Source organism: Vibrio sp. SCSIO 43153 (genome assembly GCF_023716625.1).
Classification (GTDB): Bacteria; Pseudomonadota; Gammaproteobacteria; order Enterobacterales; family Vibrionaceae; genus Vibrio; species Vibrio rotiferianus.
In genome coordinates this window covers 1,067,036-1,080,778 of sequence record NZ_CP071855.1, presented here as the reverse complement: position 1 = coordinate 1,080,778, position 13,743 = coordinate 1,067,036, and the positions used below count along the sequence as shown (strand labels likewise).

Sequence of the window (13,743 nt, the reverse complement as noted above, 5' to 3'; positions counted from 1 at the left end):
CCAGCATAAAGCTGGGTCTTACAATATCAAACTGGGTTTTGATTACCAGTAGAAACGTGCACCAACACCGAAGTCAGTCTTAGAATCTGTTGCTACAGTCGCTTTACCAGCTTCTAGCTTATCACCATCGAAGTTGTAACCAGCTTCAGCGAATACGCGAGCCCACTTAGAGAACTTGTATTCAACGCCAGCGTAAAACTTAGATTGGTCGCCGTCTTTCTTACCAGCTTTGTCAGAAGAAGATGCTACTAGCTCGTAACCAGAGTAAAGAGTTGTTTTAGGAGCAACTGCGAACATACCCGCTAGAGAAAGAGCGTGAGAGTCGATTGTTTCGCTTGCAGCTTTGTCATCGTTCTCGTTGTAGTAGTATGTTGCACCTAGAGTGTGTTCACCTAGAGCGTACTCAGCAGTTACTTCGAAAGATAGGTTTTCGCTGTTGTTGCCTTTAGAAGCGATCTTGTTCTCAGAAGATAGAACACCCGCGTGCATAGATAGGTCACCGAAAGACTTACCTACGAATACTTCGCGAACTTCTTCGTTCTTGTCATTTTCGCCTAGTGCGTAACCAGCTTTTAGCCAGAATGCATCGTTTTCGAATGCGTATTTGATTTGAGAAGAGTTGTTCCAAGCGTGTCCGTAAAGAAGTGCAGAACCGCCGAAGAAGTATGAGTAATCAGCACCGTAAACGTCATCCGCGAAAGTACCTTCTTTACCGAAGCGGATAGTACCCATTTCACCCATGTCGAAACCGATGATGTGACGACGAACGTATACTGTATCGTCTGTACGCTCGCTTGAGTTTTCTTCAGCGCCGTAGTTGTCACCTAGACCTACACCTAGCTCAACTTCACCTAGAACTTTTAGGCTGTCGTTTACAACGTAAACGCCGTTAACACCCATACGTGAAGAGCTAGTGTTTAGCTCAGCTGTGTGGTCGTTGCTATCTAGGAATAAAAGAGTTGGACGTAGTTGACCGTAAAAATCAACAGAACCGCCTTCAGCTTTGTATACTTCAGCTGCGTTTACTGAAGTTGCAGACGCAACTACAGCTAGAGCTAATAGAGTCTTTTTCATAATTAATCCACTGCCTTTTCTTAGTTTGGGATATCCTTGTCCGATTCCCTTTTTTTATTTTCGAAACCACTTGTTATCGAAGCGTAACAATGTTGGTTTACAAAATCTGGGCACTAGAGTGCAAAAGATTATTCTGCCTGTCAAATTTTCTAAATATCCACATCAAAAAACAAAAATACACTTTAAAAACAATAACTTGATTTTTTATATTTAAATTATTCGATGAAGTTCTAAACAATCGACTTGATTTTTATTAATTTATCTAACCATCAATAACCAGCCTTAAGTTTTGATAACCAATATAAAAAACCATTAATTTAGAATAAAATGCTACTGAAAAGGTATTTTTGAAGTTTTATATATTTCATTCCATGAAATTATTTTCATTTGAATTAGGTTCAATATTTTTTTGTGAACAAGATCTACATTCCATACAAAAGCATTCCATTTTGTGAACTACTGTACAGCTAGTGAAGTGTGCTACTATGCGCCACCAACGCATTTGAGGCCCGTATGCTAACCAGTAACATTCAAAAGTCGATTCGAAACAGCTATCAGAACTTACAAGCTCAACTGGACAACTTTGTGCCACGTCGAGCACAAAACTATCTAGTCGCTGAGATTGCAAAAACGCTATGCGGGCAATACCACAAATCAAATCGTATGCTAATTGCTGAAGCTGGTACTGGGATCGGGAAATCTCTATCTTACTTAATGGCGGCGATTCCCGTTGCGGTATATAACAACCGTAAAGTAGTTATATCGACTGCAACTGTGGCTTTACAAGAACAGTTAGTGAATAAAGACCTCCCTCTTTTCCGCCGAATTACAGATCGAGAGTTCTCTTTTATTCTGGCAAAAGGTCGTCAGCGCTACTGCTGCGCAGAGAAACTTGCAACAGCGAGCGGCGTTGATGGTGGCCAACTCGCCATGTTCGAGACTAAACCAAAAAAGAAAGACATCGATCTTCTGGAGACCATGTATCGTTCTCTTGCTCAAGGTAAGTGGGATGGCGACCGTGATTCTTGGCCAAAGCCAATAGATGATCGTCTATGGCAGCTTATTGTGAGTGATAAGCACAGCTGTAATAATAGCTTACCTGCCCATCGCAACTGCCCTTTTCAGAAAGCTAGAGCAGAGTTAGACAAGAATGATGTCATCATTGCCAACCATTCATTAGTGATGGCTGATGCAGACTTAGGCGGTGGCGTGATTCTCCCTGAGCCTGAAAACACGATTTATGTGTTTGACGAGGCCCACCACCTACCCCATGTAGCTCGCGACCATGCATCCGCATCTGCGAGCTTGAAAGGTGCGGCAGCTTGGCTAGAGAAGCTCAACCAATCGACCAGTAAGTTTTCATCCTTAGCTGATGAGAAGCGTGTCGCCCGTTTTCGCAATGATTTACAGGAATCGGTGCAAGAGCTCATCCCTGCACTGAGCCAACTAACCAAACAGTTCGATCCTGCACAGTTCGAAGAAAACATTTATCGCTTTGAACATGGCGAGCTGCCCACTTGGTTAGAAAATCAATCTAAAGATCTTAAGCAACTAAGTAAGAAAGCGAATCAAAGTGTGGCTAAGATCGCCGATCTTATAGCTGAGCGAGTGAAAGATGGTGAACTTTCATCAAGGTTAGCAGAACCAGCCCTCGCTGAATTAGGTTTTTATATTCAGCGCTTGGAAAACCTAGCACAGGTGTGGAACCTAATGGCAGAGCCCACCCGCGACAAAGGCGCTCCTCTGGCTCGATGGCTAGAAAAACACCCAGACCAAGAAGGCGATTATATTGTTAGTGTTTCGCCACTGGAGATTGGCTGGCAACTCGATCAACAAATCTGGAGCCGCTGCATTGGTGCAGTCCTTGTATCAGCAACGATGCGCGCACTAAACTCCTTCCATTACTTCTGTCATCAAGTAGGTGTCGATGCGAAACCTGAGTCAGGAACTCAATTTTTAGCATTAGCTTCTCCGTTCGACTATCAAAACCAAGCCGAGCTTTTGATTCCAGCGATGAAGTATGAGCCTCAAGCGCCGCAATTTACCGAATATCTTATTGAAATTTTGCCTAAGTATTTAGAAGACAACAAAGCAAACTTAGTATTATTCTCCTCTTATTGGCAAATGAACCAAGTAGCGGATGCGTTAAGTTCAGATTGCATAAAACGGGGCTGGGCACTACAAGTTCAAGGCGAAAGTTCACGCACAGAAATTCTAAAAAAACATAAAAAGCTCGTAGATCAGCAGAAAACTAGCATTCTTTTTGGTACAGGAAGCTTCTCGGAAGGTCTTGATTTACCGGGAGAGCTACTAGAAAACCTCATCATTACTAAGATTCCATTTGGTGTCCCTACTTCTCCGGTAGAACAAGCACACTCGGAATACATAGAGAAGAAAGGAGGGAATCCGTTTATGCAGATCACCGTGCCTGACGCGAGCAAAAAGCTGATTCAAAGTGTTGGTCGTTTACTGCGCAAAGAACGCGATTCTGGTAGAGTGACCATCCTTGATAGACGCTTAGTAACAAAACGCTACGGGCAAGCTTTAATTGACTCGCTTCCGCCGTTTAAACGCAAGATCGAATATTAGAAGAATAACTATTTATGGAAATGATTGAGCCAACCATGTTGTTGGTGCTGGCGCTCGTCGCTTTTGTTGCTGGATTTATTGATGCTGTAGCCGGTGGTGGTGGCATGTTAACCGTACCTGCTTTGCTATCGTTAGGCCTTCCGCCACATATTGCATTAGGTACCAACAAGTTAGCCGCATCTTTTGCTTCTTCCACTGCCGCTTTTACCTATTATAGAAAGCGCTTGTTCAAACCACAGTGCTGGGGACGAGCGTTTGTAGCAACACTCATTGGTGCTACATTAGGAACGCTGTTTGTTGATGCTATTAGTACAGAGTGGTTAGAGAAGGTTTTACCTCTAATTATTCTTGCGGCCGCCATGTACACCGTATTCCACAAAACACCGCAATCAACACATCAAAGCCCAACCCCTGAACCTTGCCCTATGCTCAATAAAAAGCAGTATATGCAAGGTTTTACGATCGGCTTCTATGATGGATTAGCAGGGCCTGGTACAGGCGCGTTTTGGACGGTAAGTTCGATGGCTCTTTATCGACTGAACATCTTGCTTGCGTCAGGCTTAGCCAAAGCAATGAACTTTACTAGCAACTTTACTTCTCTTATCACTTTTGCAGTTTTAGGTCATATCAACTGGGTACTGGGCTTAACCATGGGGGTCTGTTTAATGGCGGGCGCTTTTGTTGGTGCGCATTCCGCGATTCGATTTGGCTCTAAATTCATTCGCCCCGTATTTGTTACCGTAGTAAGTGTATTAGCAATTAAACTTGCTTATGACGCGTGGTTTGTGGGATTAGCATGAACATTAAACAACTTTCTGAAAACTTAGAACAGATGTCTAACCAAGCAGCGGCACTTGATCGCCAACGCGGTGAGCATCATGTCCCTCTCTTTGATGAACGTTTGTTCCACTGCCGTTCTCGGTTATTGGTTCCTTGTGTTAAAGAAGCAACTGCAACACTTGATTCTATTGTCCGTGAACAGAAAGAAGAAAAACTCACAGCACTTCGTGCAGAGTACCTGACCGAAAGACTTGTCGCTCAAATAACAGCTATTCAACGCGAAATTTCTACGACCAAAATCCGTAAAGGTGAAATCAAACACAGCAGCCATTTCAGAAAACCAATTAACGTTCTCTACCAAGAACTGGCTCAGCACCAAGAATGGGCTCGTCGTTTACGCGAAATGGTATTAGAAAAAGAACGGGCCGTCGAAATGGCACCAAGCTTTGCAAGGGCTGAAGCTCAGAAAGTCTTATTAGCAACAGAACAACGACTACAACGTTGCGAAGCTGCACTTCTTAAATTGGAAAACCAAATTACTCATAGGGAAAAAAACCAGTAATGCCTGAACAACCAAAATCCCCTCTTGATGACGCGCCAGCGGAGATCAAACTTGCTGTGGATTTGATTTACTTATTAGAAACCAATGAGATCGATCCAGAAACAGCGTTGAAAGCGATTAAGATTGTGCAAAGCGATTTGGAAAATAAGCTTAAAGCTGAATAAAGCGTTATCTGGAAACAAACACTTAAACACAATAAAGGGGAGCATCAATGCTCCCCTTTATATTGCGCGGACAAAAGTGGCTTAAAAGCCATTAGACTTGGAACTGCGCCATCAACGCTTGTTGTTGGTCAGACAACGATTCCATCTCTGAACCAGCACTCTCTGATGATTGAGCCTGATTGAGGATCTCGCTGCTAAGGTCTCGGATATTCGCTACACTTTGATTCACTTCATTTGATACCGATTGCTGCTCTTCGGCCGCTCTGACGATCTGACTGTTCATGTCATTGATAGCAGCAATAGACTCAAAAATACTTTGCAACTCTTCTACTGCCATATGGACTTGTTCAGCTGAAGATTGTGCTTTTTGATTACCCTCTGTAATAGCTCCCACTACCGCCTGTGTTCCAGTTTGGACACTAGCGATCACATCTCGAATTTCCCCTACAGAGCTTTGAGTACGACTTGCTAAATTTCGAACCTCATCCGCAACCACGGCAAAACCTCTACCTTGTTCACCTGCTCGTGCGGCTTCGATAGCAGCATTAAGCGCTAATAAATTGGTTTGCTCAGAGATGCCCTCAATGACCGTCAGAATTTCTGTAATGCTCGCATTGTTATTTGCCAACTCTTCCACCACAGGAACGGCTTTCATCATAGTAGAAAGCAGCGCTTGCATTTGTTGCTCAGACGCTTGAATCACTTGCTGCCCTCTCTCGGCTGATTTGCTTGCTGCTGAAGCTGCATTCACCGCAACTTCCGCATTTTGCACCACCAGCGCCGCGGTTTGCGTCATCTCTTCAGCGGCAGTGGCAACGAGATCAACCTCTTTGAATTGTGCATCACTACTGCTTCTTGTCGCCGCAACCACCAGCTTCGCATGTTCGGTTTTTCCCGCCATTTGTCGTGAAGTGTCAACCACTTGTTTTATCGTGCTCTGTAATCGCGCTAAAAATTGGTTAAATGCGTTTGATAACTGGCCAATTTCGTCCTGTGATTGCACATTCAAACGTTGGGTTAGATCCCCTTCTCCCGTTGCAATGTCTTCCAAGCGAAGCACGACTTCCCTAATTGGCCTTACAATGGTTTTTGCCAATAACGCTGTCGTGGCTAAGCCAATTAGTACTAGAACAACACCGACACTAACCTCGATGATGATCCCTTCTTCCATATTCGTCGTGATCAAGGTATCTAGCATGTCTGCATCAGCCAATACGGCCGAACGCGGCATTTCAAAGATCACCCCCCAAGTCTGGTTAGCAACTTGAATAGGAGAGAAAACCGTCATCCACTCACCTGAAGCGTTCCACTCTACTGCAGCTTCTCCCCCAAACAAGAAATCGGTTAGCTTATCATTGGATAGGTTTGAACTAACAAAAGGTTGACCAATGGTATTTGCTGAATCATCCGACGCGAGTAACGTGCCATCAAGGCTGATCATTGACACGCTTCCGACTCCTGCAAACAAACTTTGATCAGAATTGGTCGCAATCTTCGCCAGCTGATCCAAACGAAGTTCGATCCCTAAGAAGCCGATAGGAACGCCTTCCACAATTAAAGGAATAGAAATGGAAGTCGTGAGGAAACTGCCAGTATCATTGCTGTTCAATCGAGGTGAAGCAACACACGTTTGGCCAGAAGAAATAGGACAATAAAAACGTTCAGCGTTCTCATTCTGATTCAGCACTTTCTCACTGAGAGTCTTGGCGAGCACATTTTCGCCATTGTTTGCCTTTGACCAATAAGTTGCAAATCGTCCCGCTTCATTAGAACCTACATAGTCGGCACTTTTATAGTTTGAGTCTTCACTGTCTAGCATGTCCGGATTAAACACCAAGTACGCAGCTTGTATCGCATCAAAACGCAAAACTGCCTGTCGAATCATTTCATTCAGAGCTGACCGAAGATCTTCACTCGCACCAAAATTCTCCTCTGAATTAGATTTGAAGAATAACGCGTTCGCAGCCAACATTTCGGCTCTATATGTCGCTTCATTGAGGTACTCAGACACTTCCGTCGCATTCAATAGCGCACGGGTTTGTAAAAGTTGTTCCGACTTTTCAACAACAGACGCACTGCTCTCTTGTTGCAACAATTTTTGGTTGCCGAGCGCGTTGTAAACTGAAAAGCCAATCAAAGATAAAGAAGTAACAAGCAGGCAAAGCCCGGAAAGTAACGTGATTTTCCACTGCACAGATAGGGTTCGCATACAACATCCTTATTCAAGCAAACTCATTTTTGAGACTCATTAAACCATACGCAGGGACAATAGCAATTACATATTTAACAATTCCTTAAACTTAATTTGATTACATGAGAACCGTTTTCAGCTCGGCTTTGCGATGGTAACATCATGCTCAAACACGCCCTCTCAGAAGGATAAAAAATGAAAGTAATTAGCTTTAACATCAATGGACTTCGTGCGCGTCTGCATCAACTACAAGCGCTTATCGACAAGCATCAGCCAGACGTTATTGGCCTTCAAGAAATCAAAGTACACGACGAAGCTTTTCCAATCGAAGATGTCGAAGCGATGGGTTACAAAGTTTACTTTCACGGCCAGAAAGCGCACTACGGTGTGGCTATGCTATGTAAACAAGAGCCAATCAGCGTTCAAAAAGGTTTCCCAACCGACAATGAAGAACATCAAAAACGCATGATCATGGCGACATTTGAAGATGAGCATGGAGAAAAGGTAACGGTTCTAAATGGTTACTTCCCGCAAGGCGACAACATTGCTCACGAAACCAAGTACCCATACAAACGTCAGTTCTACAAAGATTTGATGACTTATCTAAACGATCATCACTCTAACGATGAACAATTGATTGTCATGGGTGACATTAACATCAGCCCAATTGACGCGGATATCGGCATTGGCGAACCAAACCGTAAACGTTGGTTGAAGACAGGTAAATGTTCTTTCCAACCAGAAGAACGTGAATGGTTGCAAACGTTGTTAGATTGGGGTTTCGAGGATACTTTCCGCAACTTGCATCCAGAAGTCAATGACCGTTTTTCATGGTTTGATTACCGCTCTCGTGGTTTTGATGACAACCGTGGCCTTCGCATTGACGTTATCCTAGCAACACCATCACTTGCGAAGAAATGCGTTGAATCGGACATTGATTACGAACTACGTGGTATTGAGAAACCGTCTGATCACGCACCGATCTGGTCGACATTCGAATAGTTCTAGGTTTTCTCCAAATCGAAAAGTCTTTAAATTGAAAAAGAGCGCCAATAGGCGCTCTTTTTGCTTGTTAGCTGTCTAAGGATTTAGCTCAACGGTCTTAGATATGCCAAGAAGCGCTTCTCTGCCATTTTAAAGCACCACAAAATGATGAAGGTCAGTGCCATATAGAATAATCCCGCAGTCAAGAATGACTCAAATGGTGCGTAATAACGAGAATTCACCAAACGAGCAGCCCCTGTCAGGTCCATAATGGTAATAATACCTGCAACCGCACTACCGTGGAGCATGAAGATGACTTCATTAGAGTAAGCTGGCAGTGCACGACGCAATGCACTTGGCAGAATAATGCGGCGATAAGTCATAAACTTGCTCATACCGTATGCTTTAGCGGCTTCCACTTCACCTTTAGGCAAACCATTAATTGCCCCACGAATAATTTCCGCCGTATAGGCTGATGTATTCAGTACGAAAGCCACTAGCGCACAGAACCAAGCGTTTTCCCATAGTGTGTCTTTCACCGGGAAGAATTGGTCCATACCGTAATAGATAAGGTAGAGCTGCACAAGCAAAGGAGTTCCACGGAAAAAGTAGATAAATGCCCATGATGGTAAACTCAAGGCGTAGTTTGTGCTATTACGTGCAACTGCGAGAGGGATCGACACACACAGACCAATCACCAGCGCTAAAGCAACAAGCCATACCGTTGTCCACAGCCCATCAAGGTAGACCGGGAAACTTTCAACGATCAATGAAAAATCCATGGTTTACCTCGCGTGAATACTGAATTTTCGTTCAACCAGCTTAAGTAAACCTGTTGAAACACTAGTAAAGAACAAAAAGATGATCGCAACCGCCATATAAAACGTGAATGGCATTTTGGTTGTACCCGCCGCCAACGAGCTCATGCGTACCATATCTTCCAAACCAATGATGGATACTAATGCCGTCGTTTTCAGTAGAACTAACCAGTTATTACCAAAACCTGGTAAGGCATGTCGAATCATCTGAGGTAATAAGATTCTGCGAAACGACATCACCGGGCCCATGCCATAAGCTTTTGCCGCCTCTAATTCGCCTTTGTCTACGGCCATGATCGCGCCACGAAACGTCTCAGCCATGTAAGCGCCAAAGATAAATCCAATAGTCAGCACGCCAGCAATAAAAGGACTGACATCAATATAATCCGGCAAGTAAGAAGTCCACTCATGGTTAGGATCACTGGCAGTAAACCAATCATTGAGTGTCTCATTTATCGAATAAAGACTGTTATTTAATAGAATTTGACCACCGAAGAAGATCAGCATCATCAGAACTAAATCCGGAATGCCACGAATGATGGTGGTGTAAAGTGTCGCAATAGCCCTCGCCCACTTGTATGGTGCTAGTTTTGCCAACGCCCCAAGCATACCGAGAATGACAGCTAACAGCAGAGAAAGTACCGCGACTTCGATAGTTACTAAAGCCCCTTTTAAGATCGAGGCTTCATATCCTTGTAGATCCAGCATAGGTGAGTTCCTAATCCCTAAACTCAAAAGATCGACCGTTGGCTACTTCTAGGAACAAGCCAACGATCGCTTAGTTACAGCTTACTCGCCGTAAACATCGTAGTTGAAGTATTTACCTGCAATTTCTTGGTAAACACCTTTTTCACGTAATGACAAGATAGCAGCATCTAGTTTCTTAGTTAGGTCTTTATCTTGCTTGCGAACCGCAATACCAAAGCCATCACCGAACCACTTAGGATCCGTCAGAGAAGGTCCAACGAATTCGTAAGCGTCGCCACCCGCTTTGTTTAGTACACCTTCTTCTAGTGCCGAAGCATCACCAAGTACTGCTGCGACACGACCGTTTGCAAGATCTAGGTAGGCTTCGTCGAATGATCCGTAACGAACGATATCAACTTTATCGCCATAGTTATCTGTCAGGTATTTATCGTGAGTAGTTGCGCGTTGAACGGCAATCTTTTGACCATCGAGGTTGTCAAAATCTAGATTTGCACCTTTCTTAGCAATAAATTTGTTTGGAATCAGAGCATATTTACCTGTGAAGTCCACTTTCTTCTTACGCTCTTCAGTGATCGACATTGCAGCGATGATCGCATCATATTTGCGAGCGAGTAGAGAAGGAATGATGCCATCCCAATCCTGAGCAACAATCTTACACTTTACTTTCATTTCTTCACAAAGTGCGTTTGCCATATCAACATCAAAGCCTTTCAAAGAACCATCAGTTTCTGTCCAGCTAAATGGAGGGTATGCACCTTCAATACCGAAGCGGACCGTTTTCCATTCCTTTGCTTGAGCTACACCAGATACCGCAGTAGCAGCAAGCGTCGCTGCTAATAACCACTTTTTCATTTCCATACTCCTGTGATTGTTATTTTGTATCGTTTTGTTTGCTTTGTTTATGTGGTGTGAACCACGATAGATTAGTAGATCGATGAAATAAATTGCTGTAATCGTTCTGAATCTGGGTTTGTAAATAGCTTAGCTGGATCTCCCTGTTCTTCCACCAAGCCTTGATGTAAAAACATCACATGGTTAGATACATCGCGTGCAAATGCCATTTCGTGGGTTACAACGAGCATAGTTCGACCTTCATCGGCCAAATCTCTCATTACACCCAAAACTTCACCGACCAACTCTGGGTCAAGAGCAGAAGTCGGTTCATCAAACAACATGACTTCTGGATCAACGGCAAGTGCACGAGCAATCGCCGCGCGTTGTTGCTGACCTCCGGAAAGATGCCCAGGGTAATAGTCTTTACGCTCGTACAACCCTACCTTCTTCAGCAGTAGCTCCGCGTTTTCAATCGCTTGCGCTTTAGGTACACCAAGTACGTGAACTGGTGCTTCAATCACATTTTCTAGAACGGTTAAATGGGACCAAAGGTTGAAGCCTTGGAAAACCATCGCTAAGCGAGAGCGAATACGTTGTACTTGTTTTTCGTTGGCAGGAACGGACTCCCCTGCTCGATTGTATTTCATCTGAATAAGCTCACCGTTTACCCAAATTTCACCGGCAGTTGGAGTTTCAAGAAGGTTGATACATCTGAGGAAGGTACTCTTACCGGAACCAGAAGAGCCAATGATAGAGATAACATCCCCTTTATGTGCGGCAAGTGAAATACCTTTTAGTACTTCATTCTGGCCAAATGTTTTGTGCAGGTCTTTTATATCTAGCGCTGGTACATCATTCATTGCGCTTTACTCCCTGTGTAATGTCACTGCTTAGAGGGACTCCGCCCTCCTTATTTGGGAACAAATTATCACCACACAAAAAAACATGCAACAAGTTATTAACTTTACCACCCAAGAGTAAGGCAACACAATATAAGCATATATATTCAAAATAAGGCACAATACCCTACATTAAGTGCATTAATAGTTTTTTGAAACATCTTTAGTCGTTAAAAATATGTTTCACTCCATTTCGTTATTTACTTCTAGAATGAGCCCCCAATCAGTCTAATTTTATGCAACTTGTGTAATCAAATTACATCAATAAAAACCAGCTCATTCGCATATTGGACACTTTCTGTAGTTTTCTTTCACATCTATTCTTAAAGTGATCTAAATCAATCACCCCAAAGGGCTATCTTGTTAGACTCCGCCTCAATGATGAGGAATTTTTTGTGCCTCAACACAACAGGTTATTAGCTATGCTTAGGCACGAGGTATACGTGCAACAAAATCCTAATAATAGCTAGCATAGGAAGTACCGCAGGACGCGGATTTTAAAATTCAATTCAGAATTAATAACTTTTTAAACATATGAGGAATCTATGTCAGACGCAGTAAATAAAGCGCACTCTGATTCAGATATTGAGACAAAGAGCTACAAAGAGCTTCATCGTCCATCTTCTGAGTTCGCAAGCCGTTCAGACTACCTAGACCACGAACTGCAAATCATGAAGCCACGTCGCTTTGGCTTGAACTTGCCAGGTCGTGATTTCCGCTTTGAGCTTGAAGACCTTGTTCCAGCACTGGCTGGTACTATCGGTATTATCGCAATGTACTCTGCGGTAATGATGTCTTGGGCTGAAGGCCTTACTGCAGCATGGGACCACGTAAACTTAGGCAAGGATTTTGCAATCGAAGTTGCGCGTGTAGAAATGCTTATCCCTGCACTCCTTTTCTGTGTACTTGCTTCTGGTTTTATTAACCCTAAAGCCAACCTTGCGGGTAACCACGGCCCAATGATCCCTCTTATTGGTACCATCGCTCTAGCTGGTGCTCACCCTCTTGCATTGGCAATTTTAATCGGTGTATTCGGTCTTTTATTGAGTGCCTTGAAAGGCGGCTCTAAACTGGTGAACCTCACCTCAGAAGGTACGGCTGGTGGCTTGCTTATCTTTTTAGGCTTAACGGGTACCATGAGCCAGATCACTTCGATTCAAGATTGGGCAGTTGGCCTACAATCTTCTACCGTTGAAGCTGGCAGCATGGGCTACGTTGGTCTTATTGTACTGGCAGTCACTATCGCGCTATACGCATTCCTTGCAAAAGTGAACAAGCGTTGGCTAGCAATCCCAGTGTGTGCTTTCACTGGCCTTGCAATCGCTTTAGTACTAGGTGCCGGTTTCGATATTAAGTTCGTAACTGAAACAGGTCTTCCTAACCTAAACCCTGTTTACTGGTGGGGCAGCACTGAAGAAGGTTGGATGCTAGGTCTTCCTAACATGGAACACTTCATCGCATCGCTACCATTTGCAATCCTTGCTGTAGCTATGTGGTCTCCTGACTTCCTAGGTCACCGTATCTTCCAAGAACTGAACTACCCTAAAAAGACTGAAAAAGTACTGATGGACGTTGATGACACAATGACAATGTGTTCTATCCGCCAAATGGTAGGTACAGCAGTAGGTGGTGGTAACATCACTTCATCTTGGGGTACTTACATGATCCCAGCAGCGATCGCGAAACGCCCTATCCCTGGTGGTGCTATCCTTCTTGGTCTTCTAGTAATGATCATCGCAATCCTTGGTTTCCCAATGGATATCGCGGTATGGCCACCAGTAATGCGTGTTGCTCTTCTTGTAGGTGTATCTCTACCTCTACTTGAAGCAGGTATGCAAATGGTGAAAGACTCAAAAGATTCTCAAGCAGCAGGTATCTGTATCTTTGGTTCAGCAGTTGTTAACCCAGTTCTAGCTTGGGCACTGACGATGCTTCTAGACAACAACGGTCTAATTGGTGATAAAGAGCGTGCATCTCGCCTATCATTTGTCGACAAGATTGTGATCCCTGTAGGTGTACTTGTTATCTGTTTAGTCGCTATGCTTGCAGTAGGTATGCTAGAAGGACAATATGGCATTAAAGCTTGGCTATAATGACATTCGTTCAAAAATTGTGTGGGTAGCGCTTGTCGCTACCCAAT

12 protein-coding genes are annotated in these 13,743 nt (G+C 43.8%); 6 read left to right on the top strand and 6 right to left on the bottom strand.

What is annotated here, in order from left to right:
- Positions 1–42: 42 nt before the first annotated feature.
- A complete protein-coding gene (locus J4N37_RS04955) occupies positions 43–1,074 on the bottom strand; it encodes a porin (RefSeq protein WP_071235711.1) in 1,032 nt (343 codons plus the stop codon).
- Positions 1,075–1,587: 513 nt separating this feature from the next.
- Here J4N37_RS04955 and dinG point away from each other — a divergent pair.
- Genes dinG through rsmS form a run of 4 tightly spaced genes read left to right on the top strand, consistent with a single transcriptional unit; the run spans position 1,588 to position 5,169 of the window.
- A complete protein-coding gene (gene dinG / locus J4N37_RS04950; RefSeq protein ID WP_252041803.1) occupies positions 1,588–3,663 on the top strand; it encodes an ATP-dependent DNA helicase DinG in 2,076 nt (691 codons plus the stop codon).
- A gap of 14 nt (positions 3,664–3,677) precedes the next feature.
- Positions 3,678–4,463 carry a sulfite exporter TauE/SafE family protein gene (locus J4N37_RS04945; RefSeq protein WP_252041800.1) on the top strand — a complete coding sequence of 262 codons (786 nt, stop codon included), beginning with the start codon at positions 3,678–3,680 and terminating at the stop codon, positions 4,461–4,463.
- Entirely contained in the window at positions 4,460–5,005 is a 546-nt protein-coding gene (locus tag J4N37_RS04940; RefSeq protein ID WP_071235714.1) for a primosomal replication protein, read from the top strand. The genes J4N37_RS04945 and J4N37_RS04940 overlap by 4 nt, the downstream gene beginning before the upstream one ends.
- Positions 5,005–5,169, top strand: coding sequence for a pleiotropic regulatory protein RsmS (gene rsmS, locus J4N37_RS04935; RefSeq protein ID WP_010447195.1), 165 nt, complete (start codon positions 5,005–5,007; stop codon positions 5,167–5,169). Before J4N37_RS04940 ends, rsmS begins: the two co-directional genes overlap by 1 nt.
- 91 nt (positions 5,170–5,260) lie before the next feature.
- Here rsmS and J4N37_RS04930 read toward each other — a convergent pair whose 3' ends face one another.
- On the bottom strand, positions 5,261–7,378 hold the full coding sequence (locus J4N37_RS04930; RefSeq protein WP_252041799.1) for a methyl-accepting chemotaxis protein: 2,118 nt from the start codon (positions 7,376–7,378) through the stop codon (positions 5,261–5,263).
- Between the two features lie 177 nt (positions 7,379–7,555).
- On the opposite strand from J4N37_RS04930, the gene xthA reads away from it, so the two are divergent.
- Entirely contained in the window at positions 7,556–8,362 is an 807-nt protein-coding gene (gene xthA, locus J4N37_RS04925; protein WP_045388207.1) for an exodeoxyribonuclease III, read from the top strand.
- An 86-nt stretch (positions 8,363–8,448) separates the two neighbouring features.
- Here the strand turns inward: xthA and J4N37_RS04920 are convergent, their stop codons facing one another.
- The 4 genes from J4N37_RS04920 to J4N37_RS04905 all read right to left on the bottom strand — a co-directional run bounded on the left by J4N37_RS04920 (position 8,449) and on the right by J4N37_RS04905 (position 11,564).
- A complete protein-coding gene (locus tag J4N37_RS04920) occupies positions 8,449–9,126 on the bottom strand; it encodes an ABC transporter permease (RefSeq protein WP_010447189.1) in 678 nt (225 codons plus the stop codon).
- A 3-nt stretch (positions 9,127–9,129) separates the two neighbouring features.
- Complete coding sequence (locus tag J4N37_RS04915; RefSeq protein WP_171358599.1) at positions 9,130–9,870, bottom strand: ABC transporter permease; 741 nt, start codon at positions 9,868–9,870, stop codon at positions 9,130–9,132.
- Between the two features lie 81 nt (positions 9,871–9,951).
- Complete coding sequence (aotJ, locus tag J4N37_RS04910) at positions 9,952–10,722, bottom strand: L-arginine-binding protein AotJ (RefSeq protein WP_252041798.1); 771 nt, start codon at positions 10,720–10,722, stop codon at positions 9,952–9,954.
- 71 nt (positions 10,723–10,793) lie between these two features.
- The gene (locus J4N37_RS04905) at positions 10,794–11,564 is read right to left on the bottom strand and encodes an ABC transporter ATP-binding protein (RefSeq protein ID WP_252041797.1); all 771 of its coding nucleotides are present in this window, start codon (positions 11,562–11,564) and stop codon (positions 10,794–10,796) included.
- Between the two features lie 584 nt (positions 11,565–12,148).
- Between J4N37_RS04905 and J4N37_RS04900 the strand changes: the two genes are divergently transcribed.
- On the top strand, positions 12,149–13,696 hold the full coding sequence (locus J4N37_RS04900; RefSeq protein WP_010447182.1) for a DUF3360 family protein: 1,548 nt from the start codon (positions 12,149–12,151) through the stop codon (positions 13,694–13,696).
- Positions 13,697–13,743 lie beyond the last annotated feature (47 nt).

Coding starts and splice junctions, on each gene's coding strand:
- J4N37_RS04955 (WP_071235711.1), bottom strand. CDS start 1,074: ATGAAAAAGACTCTATTAGCTCTAGCTGTAGTTGCGTCTGCAACTTCA.
- dinG (WP_252041803.1), top strand. CDS start 1,588: ATGCTAACCAGTAACATTCAAAAGTCGATTCGAAACAGCTATCAGAAC.
- J4N37_RS04945 (WP_252041800.1), top strand. CDS start 3,678: ATGGAAATGATTGAGCCAACCATGTTGTTGGTGCTGGCGCTCGTCGCT.
- J4N37_RS04940 (WP_071235714.1), top strand. CDS start 4,460: ATGAACATTAAACAACTTTCTGAAAACTTAGAACAGATGTCTAACCAA.
- rsmS (WP_010447195.1), top strand. CDS start 5,005: ATGCCTGAACAACCAAAATCCCCTCTTGATGACGCGCCAGCGGAGATC.
- J4N37_RS04930 (WP_252041799.1), bottom strand. CDS start 7,378: ATGCGAACCCTATCTGTGCAGTGGAAAATCACGTTACTTTCCGGGCTT.
- xthA (WP_045388207.1), top strand. CDS start 7,556: ATGAAAGTAATTAGCTTTAACATCAATGGACTTCGTGCGCGTCTGCAT.
- J4N37_RS04920 (WP_010447189.1), bottom strand. CDS start 9,126: ATGGATTTTTCATTGATCGTTGAAAGTTTCCCGGTCTACCTTGATGGG.
- J4N37_RS04915 (WP_171358599.1), bottom strand. CDS start 9,870: ATGCTGGATCTACAAGGATATGAAGCCTCGATCTTAAAAGGGGCTTTA.
- aotJ (WP_252041798.1), bottom strand. CDS start 10,722: ATGAAAAAGTGGTTATTAGCAGCGACGCTTGCTGCTACTGCGGTATCT.
- J4N37_RS04905 (WP_252041797.1), bottom strand. CDS start 11,564: ATGAATGATGTACCAGCGCTAGATATAAAAGACCTGCACAAAACATTT.
- J4N37_RS04900 (WP_010447182.1), top strand. CDS start 12,149: ATGTCAGACGCAGTAAATAAAGCGCACTCTGATTCAGATATTGAGACA.